The organism is Streptomyces sp. AV19 (assembly GCF_015999245.1).
In the GTDB taxonomy this organism is placed as follows: Bacteria; Actinomycetota; Actinomycetes; order Streptomycetales; family Streptomycetaceae; genus Streptomyces.
Genome location: NZ_JAEAMR010000007.1, coordinates 1,234,237 through 1,257,092, shown reverse-complemented (window position 1 = coordinate 1,257,092; position 22,856 = coordinate 1,234,237). Strand labels below are relative to the sequence as shown.

At 70.9% G+C, this 22,856-nt stretch carries 15 protein-coding genes and 4 pseudogenes; 9 read left to right on the top strand and 10 right to left on the bottom strand.

Annotated elements, in window-relative coordinates; translation table 11 throughout:
• On the bottom strand, window positions 1-1,635 hold the full coding sequence (locus tag I5Q34_RS15365) for an ABC transporter substrate-binding protein (protein ID WP_199892737.1): 1,635 nt from the start codon (window positions 1,633-1,635) through the stop codon (window positions 1-3).
• Window positions 1,636-1,811: 176 nt separating this feature from the next.
• Between I5Q34_RS15365 and I5Q34_RS36040 the strand changes: the two are divergent.
• The 3 genes and pseudogenes from I5Q34_RS36040 to I5Q34_RS15355 form a co-directional block, all read left to right on the top strand.
• Window positions 1,812-2,186: pseudogene (locus tag I5Q34_RS36040) on the top strand (type II toxin-antitoxin system RelE/ParE family toxin); the annotation flags it as partial.
• A 62-nt stretch (window positions 2,187-2,248) separates the two neighbouring features.
• The gene (locus I5Q34_RS34715; protein WP_234428772.1) at window positions 2,249-2,557 is read left to right on the top strand and encodes a helix-turn-helix transcriptional regulator; all 309 of its coding nucleotides are present in this window, start codon (window positions 2,249-2,251) and stop codon (window positions 2,555-2,557) included.
• Window positions 2,558-3,094: 537 nt separating this feature from the next.
• Entirely contained in the window at window positions 3,095-3,391 is a 297-nt protein-coding gene (locus tag I5Q34_RS15355; RefSeq protein ID WP_199892735.1) for a type II toxin-antitoxin system Phd/YefM family antitoxin, read from the top strand.
• 13 nt (window positions 3,392-3,404) lie between these two features.
• Here the strand turns inward: I5Q34_RS15355 and I5Q34_RS15350 are convergent, their stop codons facing one another.
• Window positions 3,405-4,379 carry a helix-turn-helix transcriptional regulator gene (locus I5Q34_RS15350; protein ID WP_199892734.1) on the bottom strand — a complete coding sequence of 325 codons (975 nt, stop codon included), beginning with the start codon at window positions 4,377-4,379 and terminating at the stop codon, window positions 3,405-3,407.
• Window positions 4,380-4,473: 94 nt separating this feature from the next.
• Here I5Q34_RS15350 and I5Q34_RS15345 point away from each other — a divergent pair, with 94 nt between their 5' ends.
• Window positions 4,474-4,623 (top strand): hypothetical protein, encoded by a 150-nt coding sequence (locus tag I5Q34_RS15345; protein ID WP_199892733.1) that lies wholly within the window; start codon window positions 4,474-4,476, stop codon window positions 4,621-4,623.
• 664 nt (window positions 4,624-5,287) lie between these two features.
• Here the strand turns inward: I5Q34_RS15345 and I5Q34_RS15335 are convergent.
• From I5Q34_RS15335 to I5Q34_RS15305, 7 genes and pseudogenes are all read right to left on the bottom strand, one after another.
• Window positions 5,288-6,427 (bottom strand): annotated as a pseudogene (locus I5Q34_RS15335) (ABC transporter ATP-binding protein); the annotation flags it as partial.
• Window positions 6,420-6,899: pseudogene (locus I5Q34_RS15330) on the bottom strand (oligopeptide/dipeptide ABC transporter ATP-binding protein); the annotation flags it as partial. The pseudogenes I5Q34_RS15335 and I5Q34_RS15330, both read right to left, overlap by 8 nt.
• 7 nt (window positions 6,900-6,906) lie before the next feature.
• Complete coding sequence (locus I5Q34_RS15325; protein ID WP_199892732.1) at window positions 6,907-7,920, bottom strand: ABC transporter permease; 1,014 nt, start codon at window positions 7,918-7,920, stop codon at window positions 6,907-6,909.
• Window positions 7,913-8,839 carry an ABC transporter permease gene (locus tag I5Q34_RS15320; RefSeq protein ID WP_199892731.1) on the bottom strand — a complete coding sequence of 309 codons (927 nt, stop codon included), beginning with the start codon at window positions 8,837-8,839 and terminating at the stop codon, window positions 7,913-7,915. The genes I5Q34_RS15325 and I5Q34_RS15320 overlap by 8 nt, the downstream gene beginning before the upstream one ends.
• An 89-nt stretch (window positions 8,840-8,928) precedes the next feature.
• On the bottom strand, window positions 8,929-10,557 hold the full coding sequence (locus I5Q34_RS15315) for an ABC transporter substrate-binding protein (protein ID WP_199892730.1): 1,629 nt from the start codon (window positions 10,555-10,557) through the stop codon (window positions 8,929-8,931).
• A gap of 453 nt (window positions 10,558-11,010) precedes the next feature.
• On the bottom strand, window positions 11,011-12,918 hold the full coding sequence (gene typA, locus I5Q34_RS15310; RefSeq protein ID WP_199892729.1) for a translational GTPase TypA: 1,908 nt from the start codon (window positions 12,916-12,918) through the stop codon (window positions 11,011-11,013).
• Between the two features lie 543 nt (window positions 12,919-13,461).
• On the bottom strand, window positions 13,462-15,498 hold the full coding sequence (locus I5Q34_RS15305; RefSeq protein ID WP_199892728.1) for an ABC transporter family substrate-binding protein: 2,037 nt from the start codon (window positions 15,496-15,498) through the stop codon (window positions 13,462-13,464).
• 320 nt (window positions 15,499-15,818) lie between these two features.
• Between I5Q34_RS15305 and I5Q34_RS15300 the strand changes: the two genes are divergently transcribed.
• The 5 genes from I5Q34_RS15300 to I5Q34_RS15280 are packed head-to-tail and all read left to right on the top strand — an operon-like array spanning window position 15,819 to window position 21,792.
• Window positions 15,819-16,103 carry a hypothetical protein gene (locus tag I5Q34_RS15300; protein WP_199892727.1) on the top strand — a complete coding sequence of 95 codons (285 nt, stop codon included), beginning with the start codon at window positions 15,819-15,821 and terminating at the stop codon, window positions 16,101-16,103.
• 52 nt (window positions 16,104-16,155) lie between these two features.
• Window positions 16,156-17,019: a hypothetical protein gene (locus I5Q34_RS15295; protein ID WP_199892726.1), complete on the top strand. Its 864-nt coding sequence runs from the start codon at window positions 16,156-16,158 to the stop codon at window positions 17,017-17,019.
• A 22-nt stretch (window positions 17,020-17,041) separates the two neighbouring features.
• The gene (locus tag I5Q34_RS15290; protein WP_199892725.1) at window positions 17,042-18,979 is read left to right on the top strand and encodes a fumarate reductase/succinate dehydrogenase flavoprotein subunit; all 1,938 of its coding nucleotides are present in this window, start codon (window positions 17,042-17,044) and stop codon (window positions 18,977-18,979) included.
• Window positions 18,976-19,755: a succinate dehydrogenase/fumarate reductase iron-sulfur subunit gene (locus I5Q34_RS15285; RefSeq protein WP_199892724.1), complete on the top strand. Its 780-nt coding sequence runs from the start codon at window positions 18,976-18,978 to the stop codon at window positions 19,753-19,755. The genes I5Q34_RS15290 and I5Q34_RS15285 overlap by 4 nt, the downstream gene beginning before the upstream one ends.
• Window positions 19,756-19,809: 54 nt before the next feature.
• Window positions 19,810-21,792, top strand: coding sequence for a TPM domain-containing protein (locus I5Q34_RS15280; RefSeq protein ID WP_199892723.1), 1,983 nt, complete (start codon window positions 19,810-19,812; stop codon window positions 21,790-21,792).
• A gap of 242 nt (window positions 21,793-22,034) precedes the next feature.
• On the opposite strand, the pseudogene I5Q34_RS15275 reads toward I5Q34_RS15280, so the two are convergent.
• Window positions 22,035-22,739, bottom strand: a pseudogene (locus tag I5Q34_RS15275) (SpoIIE family protein phosphatase); the annotation flags it as partial.
• Window positions 22,740-22,856 lie beyond the last annotated feature (117 nt).

Here is a 22,856-nt window from a genome sequence, read left to right as displayed (position 1 = left end):
TCACTTGACCTTGATCTGCTCGTAGACGGGCACGCTGAACTGGTTGAGCGTCACGTCGGAGAGTTCGGCCGAGTAGCCGGCGTTCCCGTTCTGGTACCAGAGCGGAATGGCCGGCATCTTCTGGGCGAGGAGCCGCTCCGCGTCCTGGAATTTCCCGACGGCCTTGCCGGTGTCGGACTCGGCGTTGGCCTCGTCCACGAGTTTGTCGAAGCCCCGGTCGCTGAACTTCCCGTAATTCGACGAGGCGTTGGTGTAGTACTGCGGCTGGAGGAAGTTCTGGATCAGCGGGTAGTCCATCTGCCAGCCGGACCGGAACATTCCGTTCATGCCCTGCTGGGCGATCCGGCTGCGGAAGTCCGCGAAGGTCCCGATGGGATTGACGGTGCAGGCCCGGTCGTCCCCCAGCACATTGTTGATGCTGTTGCAGACGGCGTCCATCCACACCCGGTGGGAACCGCTGTCGACGTTGGAGGTGAGGGTGACCCGCCCGCCCGGCAGCCCGCCGCCCTCCTGGATCAGCCGCTTGGCCCGCCCCGGATCGTACGTACAGGCGTCCCCGCACAGCCCGGCCTTGTAACCGCCCTTCTCCCCCAGCACCGGAGACGTCCAGTCGCTCGCCGGCGTACGGGTGTCCCGGTAGATCTGGCCGGTGATCTGCGGCCGGTTGATCGCCATGGACAGCCCCCTGCGCACCTTCTCGGCGCCGGGCCCGTTCCATTTCGCGTCGTACAGCGGGAAGGCGGCGGTCTGGATGATGCCGGCGGGCTGGTTGATGTACCGGTCGTCCAGGTCCTTCCGAACATTCCGGAGCTGGGTGCTGGGAATGTCGTCGACGAGGTCGATGTTGCCGGCCTGGAGGTCGGCGTACGCGGTGTTGTTGTCGGTGTAGACGCGCAGCTCGACCCCCTTGTTCTCGGCCTTGTCCGCCCCCGGATACCCGTCCCACCGACTGAGCCGCATCGCGGAGCCGCGAGTGTAGGAGTCGATGGCGTAAGGCCCGTTGCCGACGGGCCTCTTGAGCCACGCGGCGTGGTCGTCGAAGAACGCCCTGGGCAGCGGGGCGAAGGCCGGGTACCCGAGGGTCCCGGGCCAGGTGGAGAACTTCGTCCGCAGCTTGACGGTGAAGGTCCGGGCGTCCTTGAGAACGAGCCCGGAAAGCGTCTTGGCGGTGGCTTCCCCGGATTCCGGATGCACTTTGCCGTAACCGTCGATATAAGCGAAGAACGAAGCGTTCCGCTGCTTGTTGTCGACGAGCGCCGCGTAATTCCACGCATCGACGAACGAACGCGCCGTGACCGGCTCACCATTGCTGAAGCTCCAGCCCCCCTTCACCTTGACGGTGAAGTTCTGCGCGTCCGACGACTCGATCTTCTCGGCCAGCATGTCGACGGCGGCACCGGTCCTGGGGTCGTACTTCTTCAGCCCCCGAAAGATGAGATCGAGCACCTTCCCGCCCTGCACCTCATTGGTATTGGCCGGCTCCAGCGGATTCTGCGGATCCCCCCAGGAGGCCCGCACGACCCCGGGCTGCCGCGCCCCCGCACCGCCGCCGCAGGCCGCGGCGACGGCCACCAGGAGAACGGCGAGGACGGCGGCGACGACCCGGCCGGTCCGCGTCCGCACGCCTCCTCGCATGGGCTGCCTCCTGGGGTGCCGGGGATCGGGTACGGCGGGTGTACGACCTGGGTGGTACGGCCTGGGTGGTACGGCCTGGGGTACGGCCTGGGGTACGGCCAAATATCACCGATCCGGTCATGCGACGCATCGCCATGAGCGCTGATTGAGCATTTCCGGTCGGAGAATCCGCCCATATGCGGGATCCCTTCAGGGGAATGCCCCGATCGGGTGAATGCCACCTTGTCCGGCCACAAAGCCGAGATCCGGTCCATAGCGTCAACGCTATGAACCGGGGTGCCGTCGAGCTCGAACCGGAGGTCGAACCATGGCTGAACAAGCTGCCCGACGCACAGTGGGCGCAGGCCGTCATGCACCTGGATCTCCTGGAGGCGAGAGGCGTCCACCTGGGTGAGCCCTACACTCGGCAACTGGACGGCAAACTCCGGGAGTTGCGGTTCTACTGTGGAGGTCTGCGCTTTCGGGTCACCTACTGGATCGCACCCGAGCGACGCATCGTCATGCTCACCGTGTTCGCCAAGACGCGCATGAAGGAGACCGCCGAAGTGGAACGAGCGCGGCAAGCGCTCAGGCGCTGCCGGCAGGAGGGCCACACCATGGACGAGGAGTGCACATGGCACAACGACCCGGGCGTCCCACTCTCGCCCAGGCCCGGAAAGCCCGCCCCATCACCCCGGAGATCCAGGAGGAGTGCGCGGCCGTACGGCTGCGCTTCGAGCTCGGCGAGGCGGTCCGCACCCGACGTCTCGCTCTCAACCTGTCCCAGGGAGAGCTCGGACAACGCGCTCGCATGACCCAGTCGGCCGTCGCGCGCTTCGAGAACGGTGGCACCGTACCCACCATCCCCGTCCTCGACCGGCTGGCCCGAGCCCTCGATCTCGACCTTCGCGTCGAACTCGCACCGCATGCGGAGAGCGCCTGACCAGGGGAAACGTGCTCGGATAGAGGGTGGCACACCGACTCGTACACTGCCGCCACAATCCGTGCCGTACGCGCGGCGAGCGGCTGCGCGACACCCAAGAGGCGCTGCGGGCGTACGAACGGGCGGCACCCGGCGAGGGCGGCGACGCGTTGCGCCGGGTCCTCGACGCGCTCACCGCCGACCGGGGGCCAATCCGCCCGTCCAGATGGACCTGGGTATCGACGCGGACGTGCCCCTGCCCCAGCCGTCGCCGAGGAGGCCCGCACCTACGCCGGCGTTGTGGACCGTCTCCCCGCCCCGGGCGACCCTGCCCCACCCACATGCGCGACTACCGCGACGGCACCCTCTCCGGGCCGACCGACACCGCACGGCGCAAGGAGATCGCCGAGCTGACGCAGGAGGCCTTGGCGGCCGAGGACGGTCCGAGCGTGGTTCACCCGTTCGAGGAGAACGTGCGATACAAGGCGCCCCGATCACACACTCGGGCGCCCCAGTCACAGACATCCGGACAACGTTATCCACGTACACACTGGACAGATGCCATCGATCACTTACTCCATCACCGAAGTGCCGGACAAACTCGGCGACTTGGCCCGCCGGGCCGCCACCCGGCGAGAGCACATCATCCTCACCGACCGCGGCATCCCCACGGCAGCCCTCATCTCCCCCGCCGAACTCGAAGACCTTGAGGACGCTCTCGCCCTTGCCCGCCTCCAGCGCGACCGCGCCCTGGGGCACGTCAGTGCGCCCGTCCCACAACACGAGGCACACCGCGCCCTCCTGGGAGTCGTACAGAAGGGACCTGCCCAGCGCCACCCGTTGGGTGCTCCATAGAAAGGCCAGTGTCTCAACGTGCTTCTGCCGCCTTCTTCAATGCGTCGCGGTGCTCCCATGTCCATGGGGCGTTCCGCAGTTCAGGAGGCAGCCCCGCCAGTCCCGCCGTGATGTGTTCCACTGCATCCGCGTACCGGGCGAGCCCGAGGTTCGCCAGGCCCATGTTCAGGCGGTTGAATTCGGGTGTCAGCCAGTAGGCCGTCTCCGGGGGCGGTAGTGCCGCAGCGGCGTCCGCCAGCCCTTCCGCGGTCCCGACCATGCGAAGGGCATCGTCCCTCGCGCCCAGCTCCGCAAGGCCGGCGGCCGCCTGGAGCATGTCCCCGAGGCGTTGAGCGGGGTGCGCACCTGGCGTATGGGCGGCAGCGGAGAACCAGCGGGCAATCCCCTGCGGACGCCCCTGCTGGCGTGCGAGGTACCCCTTGAAGTTGAGTGCCTGTGCGGCCAGCGTGCCGTTACCCACTTCATCCGCCAGCTCGACCGCTTCGTTCAGCAGTTGTACCGCCTCGCCGTCGCGCCGTTCCTGGGCAAGCAGCCACCCGCCGAACTGGACGAACTCCGAGGCGACTCCCGCCAGCCGGTCTCGGTGGGGACCACGTGCCTGCCTGAGCAGGCGGACAACCTCCCTCATCTGTGCCAGGGCCGCCGGGATCACCGACTGCGGCCTGACCACGTCGTCCAGGCGCCTGTACGCGGCAAGAAGACCGGCCCACGCGTCCACGGTGCCCGCGTCCAGCCGAGAGGGGTTGGCGATGCTGCGGGTCGCCCGGGACCGGTCATCGGCTTCCGGCACGATCAGGGCCAGAGCACCACCGGTTCCGAGCAGATCGTCAAGCGACCGGGCCAACTTGGGCGACGGTTGCTGCTTCCCGTTGAGCACCCGGGAGAGATATGCGAGGTCGTAGTTGATCGCCCGCGCAGCAGCTCGCATCGAATAGCCACCGTCCCGCAGAGCTCGCCGGGCAATGTCGGCGAAATCATCGTCACGCATCGTGAACCTCAGTGGGGTTGACCGACTGGGTCCCCACTGTAGTCAAGGCCGGTCAACTGCCGTGTGGGCTGTCCGCGCCCCGACCATGGCTGTCATGAACGACCCGACCCGACGCAGCCCCGCGCCGGTTGAGCTGCTGTTGCGTACGAACCCGGAGCCGAGCCCCGTGGTGGCTGTCGGCGCCGACAGCCACCACGTGTTCGTCGTCGGCCAGAGCGACACCGGCACCCTGAGGGAGCGCTGATGAGCAACTACCCCTTCCCCAGACCGCTCTTGGGCTTGCCCATACTGCCGCCTCACACCCGGGGTCCGCTGTTGTATCCCACCTATGGCGAGTGCCCGCAATGTCGGTCGTGGGAGCTCGGGATCAGAAAGGCCGCACGGTTCGAGAACGGCGGTCTTGTCACCGAGTTCAGCACCGAGTTGGAGGCACATCGGAAAGCCGTACCGCACAAGAGCGGAACGCAGTGACCTGCCCGGGCCACCCGCACCATGGCACGGGGATGGACTCCGTGCCTGCACGCTCACCGACGAAGCCGTTGACACCATCAAGGTCCAGGCCGGGATCGGTCTCGTCTGACACAGAACTGCCGGGCAGGGCACGACGAGCGTGCCCAGCCCGGCAGACTCGAAGTGGGGGGGGGGGGGCCCCCCCCCCCCCCCCCCCCCCCGCCCCCCCCCCGGCCCCCCCCCCCCCCCCCCCCCCCCCCCCCCCCCCCCCCCCCGGGCCCCCCCCAGGCCCCCCCCCCAACCCCCCCCCCCCCCCCCCCGCGGCGGCCCCCGCCCCCCCCGGGGGGGGGGGGGGGGGGGGGGGGGCGGGGGGGCCCCCCGGGCGGGCCGGGCGGGGGGCCGCCGGGGGGGGCGCCCCCCCCCCCCCACCCCGCCGGGGGGGGCGCCCCCCCCCCCCCCACCACCTGCTTCTCCTCCGCGAAGTGGCACGCCGACTCGTGCGCCGCCGGCGACTTCCGGCCCGTGAACACCTCCGGCACCGCCAGCAGCGGCACCTCCTCCGCGCACTTGTCCTGCGCCTTCCAGCAGCGCGTGCGGAAGCGGCAGCCGGACGGCGGGTTGGCGGGCGACGGGACGTCCCCGGTCAGGATGATGCGCTCGCGGCCCTCGCGCGCGTCCGGGTCCGGGACCGGGACGGCGGAGAGCAGCGCCTGCGTGTACGGGTGCGTCGGGTGGTCGTAGATCTCGACGTCCGTGCCGATCTCGGCCATCTTGCCGAGGTACATCACGCCGACCCGGTCGGAGATGTGCCGCACGATGGACAGGTCGTGCGCGATGAAGATGTAGGACAGGTTGAACTCGTCCTGGAGCTTCTCCATCAGGTTGACGACCTGCGCCTGGACGGACACGTCCAGCGCCGACACCGGCTCGTCGCAGATGATGATCTCGGGGTTGAGGGCGAGCCCGCGCGCGATGCCGATGCGCTGCCGCTGACCGCCGGAGAACTGGTGCGGATAGCGGTTGATGTACTCCGGGTTGAGGCCGACGACGTCCAGGAGCTCCTGGACCCGCTTGCGGCGGTCGCCCTTCGGGGCCGCCTCGGGGTGGATCTCGAAGGGCTCGCCGATGATGTCGCCCACCGTCATACGGGGGTTGAGCGACGTGTACGGGTCCTGGAAGACCATCTGGATGTTGCGGCGGACGGCCTTCAGTGCGCGCCCGGACAGCTTGGTGATGTCCTGGCCCTTGTAGAAGACCTCGCCGGCGGTCGCCTTCTCCAGGGTCATCAGCAGCTTGGCGACGGTCGACTTGCCGCAGCCGGACTCGCCGACGATGCCCAGCGTCTCGCCCTGGTAGAGGTCGAAGGAGACCCCGTCCACGGCCTTGACCGCGCCGACCTGCTTCTTGAACAGGATGCCCTGGGTCAGCGGGAAGTGCTTGACGAGGTTGCGGACCTGGAGGATCGGCTCGCCGCGCTCGACGGGGGCGTCGAGGACGGCCTCGACCTCGGCGGTCGTGCTCGCGTCGCTGACCTCGACGTCGGAGACGTTGGGCGTCGCATCGGCCACGGCCTCGTCCTTCTTGCCGGTCTCAGCCATGGATCGTCTCCTTCCAGAAGTGGCAGGCGCTCCGCCGGCCCGGCATCGCCGCGCCGTCCTGCTCGGCCACGTCGTGCAGCGCCGGGATCTCCGTACGGCAGATGTCCTGCGCCTTGGGGCAGCGGGGGCTGAAGGCGCAACCGGCCGGGATGTTCAGCAGGTTGGGCGGCAGGCCCTTGATCGCGTAGAGCTCCTGGCCCTTCTGGTCCAGACGCGGGATCGAGTCGAGCAGGCCGCGGGTGTACGGGTGCGCCGGGCGCTTGTAGAGCTCGTGCACGGGGGCGGTCTCGACGATCCGTCCCGCGTACATCACCGCGATCTTGTCGGCGACGTCCGCGACGACGCCCAGGTCGTGGGTGATGAGGATGAGGCCCATGTTGAACTCGCGCTGCAACTCCGCGAGCAGATCCATGACCTGGGCCTGGACGGTCACGTCGAGGGCGGTCGTCGGCTCGTCCGCGATGATCAGGTCGCCTCCCTCAGCGCAGCTTGGGGTCGAGGGCGTCGCGCACCGCGTCGCCGAGCAGGATGAACGCGAGCACGGTGAGGCTCAGGAAGCCGGCCGGCATGAGCAGGGCGTGCGGTCCGTCGCGCAGGTCCTTCTGGCTGGCGGAGATGTCCACGCCCCAGGAGACCGTCGGGTCCTTCAGGCCGATGCCCAGGTAGGACAGCGTCGCCTCGGTGGCGATGTAGCCGCCGAGCGCGATGGTGGCGACGACGATGACCGGGCCGAGGACGTTGGGCAGGATGTGCCGGAAGAGGATCCGGCCGGTTCCGGCGCCCAGCGCCCGGGCCGCCGTGACGAAGTCGGCCTGCTTCTGGGTGATGACGGCACCGCGCATGACACGGGCGATCTGCATCCAGCCGAAGGCGGCCAGCGCGAACGTCACCGTCCAGATCGTGCGGTTGGTGAACGCCTGGAGCAGCACCAGACCGCCGAGGAGCAGCGGGATGCCGAAGAAGATGTCCGTGATGCGGGAGAGGAGCGTGTCGACCCAGCCGCCGAAGTACCCGGCGATCATGCCGACGATGCCGCCGAGGACGGTGACGGCGAGGGTCACACAGACGCCGACGATGATCGAGGCACGGGCACCGTGGACGGTACGCGCGTAGACACTCTGCCCCTGGACGTTGTAGCCGAACCAGTCCTCCTGGAAGAAGTGCGACCACTGGGGCGCGCCCAGGTAGTGGTTGCGCAGGTCGGCCTGGCGCGGATCGACGTCGGTGAAGAGCGTCGGCCACGCGGCCATGAGGATCAGCAGGACCAGCAGGATGCCGGACGTCCAGAAGAGCCAGCTGCGGCGCAGCTCGCGCCAGGCGTCCTGGCCGAGGCTGCGGGCCTTTTCGGTGGACGTCTGCTTGCCCGCCTCCAGGGCGAGTTCGGCGGCGGCCGCCACACTGGCGGCGGAGGTGTCCACGGGACCGCCGGACGCACCGGGACCGGCACCCGCGACGCTGCTGGGGGTCACCTGGGGGGTCTTGTTGTCAGGCATAGCGGATCCTCGGGTCCAGGACTGCGTAGAGCAGGTCGACGACCAGGCTGCTCACGAGGTAGACGAGCACCAGCACGGTCACGACGCCGACCACGGTGGGGCCTTCGGTGGTGATGACGGCCTGGTAGAGGGTGTTGCCCACGCCGGGGACGTTGAAGATGCCCTCGGTGACGATGGCGCCGCCCATGAGCATGCCGAGGTCGGTGCCGAGGAACGTGACGACGGGGATGAGCGAGTTGCGCATCAGGTGGACCCCGACGACCCGGCGCCGGGGCAGGCCCTTGGCGACCGCGGTGCGGATGTAGTCGGCGCGGAGGTTCTCCGCCACGGTCGTCCGCGTCAGCCGGGTGACGTACGCCAGCGAGAGGAGCGCGAGCACGACCGCCGGGAGGATCAACTGGCTCAGGTCCTGCGAGTCCTTGACGGTCGGTGACACCAGTTTCCACTTCACACCGATCACGAACTGGGCCAGGTTGCCCAGCACGAAGACCGGGATGGACACCACGATCAGCGTGAAGATCAGCACGGCCTGGTCCAGGAACCTGCCGCGACGCAGGCCGGTGAGCACACCGAGTCCGATGCCGAAGACCAGCTCGATGGCGAAGGCGAAGAGCGCCAGCCGGATGGTCACCGGGAAGGCGTCGGCCATCAGGTCGGCCACGGGCCGGCCGGTGAAGCTCTGCCCGAAGTCACCCTTGAAGAGACCGGAGAGGTAGTTCCAGTACTGCTGGATCAGGGGCTGGTCCAGCCCGTATTCATGGCGCAGTTTCGCAACTGTCGCCGGGTCGGCCGCCTTTGAGCCGAACATCGCCTTGACGGGGTCGCCCGGCAGCGAATACACCATCAAGAAAATAAGCAGCGTGGTCCCGATGAACACCGGGATCATCTGGAGCAGTCGCCTCGCGACAAAGCGCCCCATCGTTCCTCCTGTCGCCGACGGGCCCAGCGGCCGCCGGTTCCTTGTGGGAGGGCGGTCGCTGGGCCTGCGTCACTGCAAGCGTCCCGGTGTTACTTCTTGACCTCGACCTCGGTCCAGACGGCCTGGCGCTGGTAGTCGATCTTCACGTTCTGCACGCGCTTGGAGTGGCCCGCGACGGTGTGGTCGGTGAAGAGCGGGATGGCCGGCATCTGGTCCTGCATGATCTTCTTCTCGGCCTCGAAGTAGCCCTTGTTGGCCGCGTCCTCGGTCTTGGCCTCGTCCGCCTTGTTCATCAGCTCGTCGACGTTCTTGTCGCTGAAGCCCATGTCGTTGGCGCCGGCACCGGTGCGGAACTGCTCGGTGACGAAGTTGGCGATGTTCGGGAAGTCCATCACCCAGGCCATGCGGAACGGGTTGCTGAGCTTCTTCTCGGTGATCAGATCGCGCGACTCCTGGAAGGTGGGCTTCGCGTCGGTCACGCACTCGACGCCGGCGTTCTGCCGGATGTCGTTGCAGACCGCGTCCACCCACTCCTTGTTGGCGCCGTCGGCGTTGTAGGTGATCGTGACCTTGTTGCCCGGGACGCCGCCGCCCTGCTTGATGAGGTCCTTGGCCTTGGCCGGGTCGAACTTGCAGAGGTCGCCACAGGCGCCGTCCTGCCAGCCCGGGATGCCCTTCGGCGTGAAGCCGGTGGCCGCGTCCTTGCTGCCCTTGAGCGCGGTCTTGGCGATGGTCTCGCGGTCGATCGCCATGGACAGGCCCTGGCGGACCTTGACCTTCTCGGGCTTGCCCCACTCCTTGTCGTAGAGCGGGAAGGCGATGTTGGTGTTGCCGCCGTACGGCTGGCTGATGGCGCGCTTGCCCAGGTCGTCCTTGAACTTGGCCACCTGGGAGTTGGGCACCTGGTACATGATGTCGATCTTGTCCGACAGCAGGTCCGCGTAGGCCGCGTCGTCCTTGCTGTAGAACTTGAAGTCGATGCCGCCGTTCTTGGGCTTGTCGTCGCCCTTGTAGTCGGCGAACTTACGGACCTTCAGCTCGACCTTGTGCGCCCACGAACCCTCCATCTTGTAGGGGCCGTTGCCGATGGGGTGCTCGCCGAAAGCCTTGGGGTCCTTGTAGAACGCCTCGGGGAGCGGGAAGAAGGCGTCGTAGTACAGCCGCTCCTTGAAGGTGGAGACCGGACGCGAGAGCTCGATGGTGAACTCGTTGTCGTTGACGACCTTCAGGCCCGACATCGTGTCGCCCTTGGGGTCGCCCTTCTCCGGGTGGACGTCCTCGTAGCCCTTGATGGCCTCGAACCAGGAGGAGTTGAGCTGGGCGTTCTTGGCGTTGGCGGCCCAGTTCCAGGCCTTCACGAAGGAGTTCGCGGTGACCGTCTCGCCGTTGTGGAACTTCCAGCCCGGCTTCAGCTTGACGGTGAAGAGCTTGTTGTCAGTGGTGTCGACGCTCTGCGCCTGGGCCATCTGCAGCTTGTTGTTGATGTCGAAGGTGACCAGGCCGCGGAACATGTTGGCCATCATGTAGTGGCCGCCGACCTCATTGGTGTTGGTCGGGATGAGCCCACGCTGCGGCTCGGTGTTGTAGTAGCTGAACACGCCGTTGGGATCAACGGCCGCGTTCCCCTCGTCATCGCTGCTGCCACCGCCACAGGCCGTCGCGGCCATCGCCACGACTATCGCGCCCACGACCCACTTGGCGCTCTTGGCACCGCGCATGGGTATCCCTCCTCAGGAGTCCACTGTCACCAGATAGGAGGAACCGGTCCCCGCAGCGCTGACACCCCTGACAGCACGGCAGGAACCGGAACCCCCGAGTGTGCTCGTGAGTCGGCGCGCTCCCCACAGCGCGTAGACCCATTGACCCGAGCTAATGGACCCAACTATTGGGTACAGCCGCTCCTTAAACCACACTTACTGGGTCTCGCTTTGGTCACATCGATCACCGCCATATGCCTCATACATGGACAAAAGCGGCCCAGACAGACACGCATGAATCGGGCTCTTGACACAACATTCGGATCCGGCCGTCCGCTCACCGAACGCAGCGGCAGCGAACTGACACTTAGTCAGATCGCTGCACCCCCGCCCGAAAACGCCGAGGCCCGGAACTGCCGCATATCACGCGGCAGTTCCGGGCCTCAACCAAGAACCGGTAAACCGGTCAATCCATCAGCCGTGCTTGGCGCGCGAGGCGCTGCGGCCGCGCTCCTTCTGGTCCAGGACGACCTTGCGGATGCGGACCGCCTCCGGGGTGACCTCGACGCACTCGTCGTCGCGGCAGAACTCCAGGGACTGCTCCAGCGACAGCTTGCGCGGCGGGACGATCGCCTCGAAGGAGTCGGCGGAGGAGGAGCGCATGTTGGTGAGCTTCTTCTCCTTGGTGATGTTGACGTCCATGTCGTCGGCGCGCGAGTTCTCGCCGACGATCATGCCCTCGTACACCTCGGTGCCCGGGTCGGTGAAGAGCACGCCGCGCTCCTGGAGGTTCGTCATCGCGAAGGCGGTGACGGCACCGGCGCGGTCGGCGACCAGGGAGCCGTTGTTACGGGTCTTGAGCTCGCCGAACCACGGCTCGTGGCCCTCGTGGATGGAGTGGGCGATGCCCGTGCCGCGGGTGTTCGTCAGGAACTCCGTACGGAAGCCGATCAGGCCGCGGGACGGGACGACGAACTCCATGCGGACCCAGCCGGAGCCGTGGTTGGACATGTTGTCCATCCGGCCCTTGCGGGTGCCCATGAGCTGCGTGACCGCGCCCATGTGCTCCTCGGGCACGTCGATCGTGATGCGCTCGACCGGCTCGTAGGTCTTGCCGTCGACCTGCTTGGTGACGACCTGCGGCTTGCCGATGGTCATCTCGAAGCCCTCGCGGCGCATCTGCTCGACCAGGATGGCCAGCGCCAGCTCGCCGCGGCCCTGCACCTCCCAGGCGTCGGGGCGCTCGGTGTCCAGGACGCGGAGCGAGACGTTACCGATCAGCTCGCGGTCCAGGCGGTCCTTGACCTGGCGGGCGGTGACCTTGCGGTCCTTGACCGCGGCCTTGGCGTCCGCGCCCTTGCCCGTGCCGCCGCGGCCGACCAGCGGCGAGGTGTTGGTGCCGATGGTCATGGAGATCGCGGGCTCGTCGACCGTGATCAGCGGCAGCGCGACCGGGTTCTCCGGGTCGGCCAGGGTCTCGCCGATCATGATGTCGGGGATACCGGCGACGGCGCAGATGTCACCGGGGCCGGCCACCTCGGCCGGCTTGCGGGTGAGGGCCTCGGTCATCATCAGCTCGGTGATGCGGACGTTGGAGATCGAGCCGTCGCGCTTGATCCAGGCCACGGTCTGGCCCTTGCGCAGCTCGCCCTGCTCGACGCGGAGCAGCGCGATGCGGCCGAGGAAGTTGTCGGCGTCGAGGTTGGTGACGTGGGCCTGGAGCGGCGCGTCCTCCTCGAACGCCGGGGCCGGGACGTGCTCCAGGATGGTGGAGAAGAACGGCTCCAGGTTGGTGGAGTCGGCCGGGACGGTGCCGTCCTCCGGCTTGGTCAGCGAGGCGATGCCGTCGCGGCCGCAGGCGTAGACGATCGGGAACTCGATCTGGTCCTCGTCGGCGTCCAGGTCCAGGAACAGGTCGTACGTCTCGTTGACGACCTCGTCGATCCGGGAGTCCGGGCGGTCCGTCTTGTTGATGCAGAGGATGACCGGCTTCCGCTGCTGGAGCGCCTTGCGGAGCACGAAGCGGGTCTGCGGCAGCGGGCCCTCGGAGGCGTCGACGAGCAGGACGACCGCGTCCACCATCGACAGACCGCGCTCGACCTCGCCACCGAAATCGGCGTGGCCGGGGGTGTCGATGATGTTGATCGTGATGGGCGCCCCGCCGTCCTTGGGGTGATACTTCACCGCCGTGTTCTTGGCGAGGATCGTGATGCCCTTCTCACGCTCCAGGTCGTTCGAGTCCATGACGCGGTCGTCGACGGACTCGAGCTGGTGCGCGGCGAAGGCGCCGGCCTGCTTGAGCATGGCGTCGACGATGGTCGTCTTGCCGTGGTCGACGTGGGCGACGATGGCGACGTTACGAATGTCGTGGCGCGTGGGCATACTTGCGGCGCTTCTCCCGGAATCGTGGATGGCGGCGCGTACGGTCCGGTACGCGTGCCTGCCGGGCGGATCAAGCCACGGCCTCACTCCATGGTACGGGGAAGTGGCGGATTGGGCGGCCCGGGGCCGGGATTACCCCATCTGACCTGGTGTTTCTTCCCCGAACCCGCCCTTCCACCATTCCTTTTCCGGGGCTCCGCCCCGGACCCGGCACCGCGCTCCGCGCGATGTGCGGGGGCCATGCCCCCTCGACCCCCGAACCGCCCTCCGGGCGATCTCCGGGGACTCCGCCCCCCCTGGCCCCCCGAAACCGCGCTCCGCGCGTTCGTCCTCAAACGCCGGACGCGGCGAAGCCGCGTTGCGGGCCCCGGGGCCGAGCCCCGAAAGGGGCCCAGGGGCGAAGCCCCGGGCCCGGCAGGGGTGCAAGGGGCGCAGCCCCCGCCCACCGCGCCCCGGAGCCGCGCCCGGGCCCCGGGGCTCCGCCCCGGAGGAAACGGTGAAAGGGCGGGCTCGGGGAAAGAAACCCCGCCCCCGCCCCCACCCTCATCGCAGGAACCCCACATCCTGATACCTCGGGCTCGCCAGCCCGAACGCCCCCGCGTTCGCCACCGGCCGCCGCACCGCCACCAGCTCCGGCCGCTGGTACAGCGGGATCGCCGCGGCCGCCGCCCAGATCCGCGCGTCCGCCCGCAGCACCAGATCCCGGGCCGCGTCCGCGTCCAGCTCCGTCGACGCCTGGTCGAAGAGCCGGTCGATCTGGTCCGTCCCCACCCGGGTGTAGTTCTGCTCGACCTGGAGCGAGCCGTCCGCCGCCGGCTGCGGCTTGGCGAAGATCGGCCGGGCGTCGGTGGCGGGGAAGGCGCTGGCGGGCCAGGAGTAGAGGGCCAGGTCGAAGTCGCCGGAGGCGACGTGGTCCTTGAAGAAGCCCGCGTCCTCGACCCTGATGATCTCCGTGCGGATGCCCACCGCCTCCAGCCGCCGGGCGATCCGCGCCCCGACCTCCCGCAGCGGCTCGGACCCCGCCCCCTTCGGCAGGACGAAGCGGAGGGCCAGCTTCTTGCCGTCCTTGAAGCGGACCGGGGCGAATCCGCCCTTGCCCCCGTCGGATCCCTTGTCGTCCTCGGGCGGCTGTACGTCCCCGCCGAACTCCGGCTCCGGCCTCGCCTCCGCCGGCAGGAGCCCGTCCCCGCCGTCCGGCCGGCCGCCCTGCTGCTGCGGACCCGCCTGCGCCGGCCGGCGCCGCGGCGGCTCGCCCTTGCCCTCCTTCCAGCCCGCGTCGGCCAGCAGGTCCCGGGCCGCCCCGGGGTCGGGGGCGCCGAGGGCGTCGCTGTTGTCCTCGTAGCCCGGCTGCCCGGCCACCAGGACGTGGCTGCCGAGCGGGTCGGCGGGCAGGCCCAGGGGCGCCAGGACGAACTCGGCGAGCGCCTTGCGGTCGATCGCCCGCGCCACGGCGCGCCGCACCCGTTCGTCGGAGAGCGGCCCGGAGGCGCCGTTGAGCGCGAGCTGGGTGTAGGCGGGCTCCAGCGCGCGGTGCACGGTCAGGTCACGGAACCCGGCGGGCGCACCCGGCGCGGGCGCGGTAGGCGCAGCAGACGTGGCAGACGTGGCAGGCGCGGCAGACGCGGCAGACGCGGCAGACGCGGCGGCCCCCGAAGCCGCCGCGCGCTTGTTGGCGTCGTCGCCCTTCCGCCGGACCGGCTGGTTCGCCTTGACGATCCGGTCGGCCGCGGCGGGGGTGACCTCCGCGACGTCGAGCCCGCCGTTGGCCAGCGCGTCGGCCCGCTCCCCGCGCGGTACGGCGCGCAGCACCAGCCGGTCGAGCTTGGCCCGGTCGCCCCACCACCGCGGGTTGCGGACGAGCGCCAGCGTGCCCTGCGCGTCGTCGCGCCCGGCCACCTGGAACGGGCCCGCCGAGAATGTGAGGCCCTTGCGCATCGAGTCGTTGAAGGCGTTGCCGGTGCCCATCGCCGCCCGGGGGTAGAGCGGGGTGAAGAGTCCGGCCCAGTCGGCGTAGGGCCTGGCGAAGGTGACCTTGACCTCGTGGGCGTCCGCGCCGCGTTCGACCCGCTCGATCCGGTCGTATCCGGCGTTCCCCGTCGTCCAGAAGGCGCTGTCCTTGCCGCGCAGGGCCTTCCACTGGGCCTCGAAGTCGGCGGCACTCACGGGTGTGCCGTCGCTCCACACGGCGCGGGGGTTGAGGCGGTAGAGCACGACCTGCTTCGGCTCGTGCCCGACGACGTCGGCGGCGGTCAGGTAGTCGGGGTCGCGCTGCGGGCGGCCGTGGACGTCCAGGGTGAACAGGGTGGGCAGCACGGCCGCGGCCACCCGCTGCGAGGTGGCGTCGACGTCCGACTGGAAGACGTTGTAGGTGGCCGGCAGGGCATCGACGGCCCAGGTCAGGGCGCCCTTGTCGGCGACTTTCGACCGGGGTGCGGCCGCGATGTCCTGGGTGGCGTCCGGCACGTCGGCGCCGGCCGTGCCGCCACCGCCGCAGCCGGCCAGGACGGACAGTGGGAGCAGGAGCCCCGCGGTGAGCAGGGCGGCGGGACGGCGCGGGCGCGAGTGCGTGCGGATGGACATGGGTGACAACCTCCGCCGTACGGGGCCGGATCCTTCGGATCACTCGGGGATCGCTCAGTCGGCGTATTGCGCGGCTGATCCGATCTTCTCCGCCCACTGAAGGCGACGGTCCGGGCGAAGGCGCGCCGACACGGCGCCGCCGCCCCGCACGCCACCCACCTGGACGAACGTTTGAGCAGCGGCAGGCCGCGCGAGGAATGCGCTCCCGCGAAGGTGCAATCGGGGCGGCTATCTTCCCCTGAAGGGGTGTGACGCGCGACACTCTCTGTCGCATCACCGTCGCCACCCGCAACCGCCGATCGCGGAAGTGAGGGCAAACCGTGTCCCTGAACGACGATTTGACTGCTGTTCAGCGCTGCCTGGGCGAACTCGACCGGGCCCTCGGGCGGCTGGAACGACAGCTGGGCAGCGACGGTCCGGAGCTGCGGCGGATGCGCTCCGACGCGGGTCATCTGCGGGACAGCTTCTCGCTGTTGCGCGAGACCCAGCCGCCGGAGCGCCCCCGCCCGGCCATGGTGACGATCCCCGACACCCCGTACGACGCCTCGCTGTGGCGGGACGCCGACGAGGAGGGGATCGGCTCCCGGGACCGCCGCGCCCCCTAGCGGCCGTCCGGCACCCGCCACCCCTACACCCCAGCTCCTCCCGGAGTCCCCCTTGTCAACTGGCACCGATCCCCGGCCGTCCACCGGCTCCGATCCCCGACCGGCCGCCCCCGCCCCCGCGGCGGGCGGCGGCGTCCACCACTCCTCGCGGGCCGCGATCCCGGCCCGCCACCTGCGCCGCGACCGGTGGTGGCTGGCGCCCGCCGGCACCACCGTGGGCCTGCTGCTCTTCGTCGTCTACGCCACCTGGCGGGCCTTCGCCGACGAGCGCTACTACGCGGCGCCCTATGTCTCGCCGTTCTACTCGCCGTGCTTCGCCACCCGCTGCGTCCCGATGAAGGAGGGCGCCTCCTGGGGGCTGTTCGGCGACTGGTGGGCCCTCTCCCCCGCCCTGCTGGTGCTGATCTTCCCGCTGGGTTTCCGGCTGACCTGCTACTACTACCGCAAGGCCTACTACCGGGGCTTCTGGGCCTCGCCCCCGGCCTGCGCGGTCGCCGAGCCGCACAAGAAGTACACCGGCGAGACCCGCTTCCCGCTGGTCCTGCAGAACATCCACCGGTACTTCTTCTACGCCGCGCTGCTCGTGGCGGCCGTCCTCTCGTACGACGCCGTCATCGCCTTCCGCGACGAGCACGAGCGGTGGGGCCACATGGGCCTGGGCACCCTCGTCCTCGTCGCCAACGCCCTGCTGATCCTGGCGTACACGCTCTCCTGCCACTCGTGCCGGCACTTCGTCGGCGGGCGCCTGCGCAACTTCTCCAAGCACCCGGTCCGCTACCGCATGTGGACCTGGGTGAGCCGGCTCAACGCCCATCACATGGCGCTCGCCTGGGCTTCGCTGGTGAGCGTCGCGCTGGCCGACCTGTACGTGTACCTGGTCGCCGGCGGCGTGTTCGACGACCCGAGCTTCTTCTAGGGAAGACAAGGGGAGACATTCGATGACACGGGTGGACCGGCAGTCCTGGGACGTGGTCGTGGTGGGCGCGGGGGGCGCCGGGCTGCGGGCCGCGATCGAGGCCAGGGAGCAGGGGCTGCGCTGCGCGGTGATCTGCAAGTCGCTGTTCGGCAAGGCGCACACCGTCATGGCCGAGGGCGGCATCGCGGCCTGCATGGGCAACGTCAACGCGCACGACAACTGGCAGGTGCACTACCGCGACACGCTCCGCGGCGGCAAGTTCCTCAACAACTGGCGGATGGCCGAACTGCTCGCCCGCGAGGCCCCGCAGCGCGTGTGGGAGCTGGAGACCTGGGGGGCGGTCTTCGACCGCACGCCCGACGGGCGGATCTCGCAGCGCAACTTCGGCGGTCACGAGTACCCGCGGCTGGCGCACGTCGGCGACCGCACCGGGCTGGAGCTGATCCGCACGCTCCAGCAGAAGGTCGTCGCCCTCCAGCAGGAGGACAAGCGGGAGTTCGGGGACTACGAGGCCCGGCTGAAGGTCTTCCAGGAGTGCACGGTCACGCGGGTGCTGAAGAACCGTTCCGGGCCGAACGGCCGGGTCTCGGGCGTCTTCGGCTACGAGCGGGAGTCCGGGCGGTTCTTCGTCCTGGAGGCGCCGGCCGTGGTGCTGGCCACGGGCGGCATCGGCAAGTCGTTCAAGGTGACCTCCAACTCCTGGGAGTACACGGGCGACGGGCACGCGCTGGCGCTGCTGGCCGGAGCCCGGCTGGTCAACATGGAGTTCGTCCAGTTCCATCCCACGGGCATGGTCTGGCCGCCGTCCGTCAAGGGCATCCTCGTCACCGAGTCGGTGCGCGGCGACGGCGGCGTACTGCGCAACAGCGACGGCAAGCGGTTCATGTTCGACTACATCCCCGAGGTCTTCAAGGAGAAGTACGCCGAGACCGAGGCCGAGGGCGACCGCTGGTACTCCGACCCGGAGCACAACCGCCGTCCGCCGGAGCTGCTGCCGCGCGACGAGGTCGCCCGGGCCATCAACGCCGAGGTGAAGGCGGGCCGCGGCTCGCCGCACGGCGGGGTGTTCCTGGACGTGTCCACCCGGATGCCGGCGGACGCGATCCGGCGCAAACTCCCGTCCATGCACCACCAGTTCAAGGAGCTGGCGGATGTCGACATCACCGCCGAGGCGATGGAGGTCGGCCCCACCTGCCACTATGTGATGGGCGGCGTCGAGGTGGAGCCGGACACCGCCGCGGCGGCCGGCGTGCCGGGGCTGTTCGCGGCCGGCGAGGTGGCGGGCGGCCTGCACGGCTCCAACCGGCTCGGCGGCAACTCCCTCTCCGATCTGCTGGTGTTCGGGCGGCGCGCGGGCCTGCACGCGGCGCGGTACGCGGCGGAGCTCGGCCCGGCGGAACGGCCGGCGGTCTCGGACGCGGACATCGCCTCGGCCGAGGCGGAGGCGCTCCGTCCGTTCGGCGCCGAGGAGACGGGTGACGCGGAGAACCCGTACACCCTGCATCAGGAGCTCCAGCAGTCGATGAACGACCTGGTCGGCATCATCCGCAAGGCGCCCGAGATGGAGGAGGCGCTGCGCCGGCTGTCCGGGCTGCGGGCCCGGGCCCGCCGGGCGGCGGTCGAGGGGCACCGGCAGTTCAACCCGGGCTGGCACCTGTCCCTGGACCTGCGCAACATGCTGCTGGTCAGCGAGTGCGTGGCGCGCGCCGCGCTGGAGCGCGCGGAGAGCCGGGGCGGGCACACCCGCGACGACCACCCGGGGATGGACCGGCGGTGGCGGCGGGTCAACCTGGTGTGCCGGCTGGCCGACGACAGCGCGGAGCCGGCCGTCGAGGACCCGGCGCTCGGCCGCATCCGGCTGGAGCGGCAGGACGCTCCCCCGATGCGTCCCGATCTGCTGGAGCTCTTCGAGAAGGACGAGTTGAAGAAGTACCTGACGGACGAGGAGCTCACCCGATGAGTTATCAGGCGCACTTCAAGGTGTGGCGGGGTGACGCGGACGGGGGCGGCCTCGGCGACTACGAGGTCACCGTCAACGAGGGCGAGGTCGTCCTCGACGTCATCCACCGGCTCCAGGCCACCGCCGCCCCGGACCTGGCCGTCCGCTGGAACTGCAAGGCGGGCAAGTGCGGTTCGTGCAGCGCGGAGATCAACGGCCGGCCGCGGCTGATGTGCATGACCCGGATGTCCGTCTTCGACCCGGCCGAGACGGTCACGGTCACCCCGATGCGCGCCTTCCCCGTCGTCCGGGACCTGGTCACCGACGTCTCGTACAACTACGCCAAGGCGCGCGAGGTGGCCGCCTTCACGCCGCCGCCGGACCTGGAGCCGGGCGAGTACCGGATGAAGCAGCAGGACGTGGACCGGGTCCAGGAGTTCCGCAAGTGCATCGAGTGCTTCCTGTGCCAGGACACCTGCCACGTGGTGCGTGACCACGAGGAGAACAAGACGGCCTTCGCCGGGCCGCGCTTCCTGATGCGGGTGGCCGAGCTGGACATGCACCCGCTGGACGCGGCCGCCGAGGCCGGCCTGGACCGCCAGGCCGCGGCCCGCGAGGACCACGGGCTCGGCTACTGCAACATCACCAAGTGCTGCACCGAGGTCTGCCCCGAACAGATCAAGATCACCGACAACGCCCTGATCCCCCTGAAGGAGCGGGTCGTGGACCGCTCGTACGACCCACTGGTCTGGCTGGGGAGCAAGATCCGCCGCCGGGGCGCGGACCACGGAGCGTAATACCACACGTGCTCCGGGTAGCGGCTTTGACAAACCGGTCATACGCTCCGAAGTGTGACGCGGCTTCTGAGGCGGTACGGGCCCGGGGCGCCGGGGTGGGCCATGCTCGGCGCACTCTTCGCCCTGTACGGCGCGCTGCTCCTCGCGACGCCGCCCGCCGCCCGCGCGGAGACCCCGCTCGACCTGGAGGCCGGCGGCCGCGTCACCGACACCGTGGGTGCCCTCGGCCGCCGCCGCTCCCAGGTCGAGGCCGCCCTCGCCCGGCTCGCCGCCCAGCGCGTCCAGCTGTACGTCACCTACGTCCGCGACTTCTCCGGGCGCGCGGGGCACGACTGGGCCGACGCCACCGCCGACCGCAACGGCCTCGGCCCGCACGACGTGCTGCTCGCCATCGCCACCTACCCGCGGCAGTTCGCGGTCTCCGCCGCCCAGGATTCGGGCTTCCGCGCCGAACAGCTCGCCCAGGTCGCCTCCGTCGCCATCGCGCCCGCCCTCAAGGAGCACGACTGGGCCGGGGCCGCGATCGGCGCCGCCGACGGCTACCGCTCCGTCCTGTCCGGGCAGCCCGTGCGCACGCCGGTCATCGTCCCCGGCCGCAGCGACCCGGGCGGCAGCGGACTGCTCCCCGGCGACCGGCGGTTCTGGATCCCGGCGGCCTGCGGGACGCTGCTGATCCTGGCCGGTCTGTACCTGCGCGGCCGACGGGCCCGCCGCCGTCCCCGCCCCGCGCTCCCTCCCCCCGACCCGCCGCTGGTCGCCACCACCACCCCGCCGGGGCTGGCCCGCATGGTCCAGCCGCTCACGCCGCTCCCGGAGCTGGACGCGGAGGCGGCGCGGGGTCTCGTCGGGACGGACGACGCGGTGCGCACCAGCGCGGAGGAGCTGCCGTTCGCCCTCGCCCAGCTCGGCGAGGACGCGGTGCGGCCGTTCGCCGAGGCCGTCGCCTACGCCCGTCAGGAACTCGCCGGCGCGTTCCGGCTGCGGCAGCGGCTGGACGACGCGCCCGTGCGCGACGACGACTTCCGCCGGCACGCCCTGGACGAGATCTGCTCCCGCTGCACCAGCGCCAACCGGCGGCTGGACGCGGAGGCGGCCGCCTTCGACCGGCTGCGCGGCCTCACGGCGCACGCGACGCTGGTGCTCGACCGCGCCGAGGCCGTCGCCCGGTCCCTGGCGCCGCGCATCGACACGGCCCGGGCCGCGCTCGACGCGGTCGCCGGCCGCTGCACGCCGGCCGCGCTGGCCCCCGCCGAGGGGTACCCCGCGGAGGCCCGCGACCGGCTGGCCTTCGCCGAGGCCGCCCTCGCCGAGGCGCACGCCGCGCTCGACGGGGGCGAGCCGGAGCGGGCCGCGGTCTCGGTCCGCGCGGCCGAGGGCGCGCTGTCCCAGGCCCGCACCCTGGCCACCGCCGCGCTGCGGCACGCGTACGAACTGGGCGGTGCGGCGCGGCGGATGGCCTCCGCCCTGGTGGACGCCGAGGCGGCGGCCGCGGTCTCCGACGGGCCCGGCGCCCGGCTGCTCGCCGCCGCGCGGCGGGAGGCGGCCTGCGAACGGATCGACCCGCGGGCGGTGTTGCGGCGGATCGACGAGGCGGCGGCCGCGCTGGACGAGGCGTGTCCGGGCACGGACGGCGAGCGTGCCGCCCGGGCGCGGGCGCGGGCCGGCCGCGCGGTGCTCGCGGCGCGGGGGGAGGTGGCCGGGGCGCGGGACTTCGTCGCCACCCACCGCGGCGCGGTTGGCAGCCGGGCCCGCACCCGGCTGGCGGAGGCCGAACGCCATCTGTCCCTGGCCCGGCCCCCGGACGGTTCGCTCCCGCCGTCCGCCGCGGCGGACGCGGAGCGCGCCGAGGCGCTGGCCCGGGCGGCGCGGCGGCTGGCCGAGCGCGACGTGGACGCGTACGGCGTCCCGCCGGAGCCGGAGAGCCCGTCGCGGGCGCTCGGGGGCGCGCTCCTCGGGGGCATCGTGCTGGCGGGCCTGCTGCCGGCGACGTTCGGCGGCGGAGCGACGAGGGGCCGCCTGGCGGCGCGGGGGGAGTGAGCTTGCCCCTGCCCCGCCCTTTCACCGTTTCCTCCGGGGAGACCCCGGACCCCGTCCGCCCTTCGGGCGGAGTCCTCAAGCGCCGGACAGGCTGGACAGGCGCGCCATTTCAGCCCGTCCGGCGCTTGAGGACGAACGCGGCGCAGCCGCGTTGCGGCCGAGGGGCGGAGCCCCGGAAGAAACGGTGAAAGGGCGGGGCAGGGGCACTCTCCAAGGCGGCACCCACCCGTCGCGCACACCCTTCAGTACAGGCTCATCAACGCCTCCACCGCATCAGGCGCAGCCGACTCCCCGTCCGGCAGCGCCAGCTCGAACCACACCGTCTTCCCGTCCGGAATCCTCCGGCTCCCCCACGCCGCGCTGAGCAGCCCCACCAACTGCAGCCCCCGCCCGCCCTCGTCCGTGTCCCGCGCCCGCCGCCGCCGCGGCTGCACGAAGCCCCCGTCCCAGACCTCGCAGACCAGCGTCCGGTCCAGCAGCAACCGCAGCCGGATGTCGCCCTCGCCGTACCGCAGCGCGTTCGTCACCAGCTCGCTCACCAGCAGCTCGGTGGTGTCCACCAGGGCCTCCAGCCCCCACTGCGGGAGCAGTTCGCGGGCCAGCTCGCGCGCGCGGGCGACCGAGCGCGGCTCGGGCGGGAGCGTCCAGTCGCCGACGTGCCCGGGCGGGAGCCCGCGCAGCCGGGCCATGAGCAGGGCGATGTCGTCCTCGCCGTGGTGGGTGTCCAGGGCCGAGAGGACGTGGTCGCAGACGTCCTCCAGCGGCCGCGCCGGATCCGTGAGCGCGTCCTGGAACGCCTGGAGGCCCTCGTCCAGCGGATGGTCGCGGGACTCGACCAGGCCGTCCGTGTAGAGCGCGAGCAGCGCCCCGTCCGGCAGCTCGATCACCGTCTCCTCGAAGAGCTCGCCGCCCACGCCGAGCGGCATGCCCGGCTGCACCTCCAGCAGCCGGGCGGGGCGCCCCCCCCCCCCCCCGCCCGGGGGGCCGGGGGCCGCGGGGGGGGCGGGGGCCCCCCCGGGGGCGGGGGGGGGCCCCGCCGGGCCGCCCCCCCCCCGGGGGCCCCC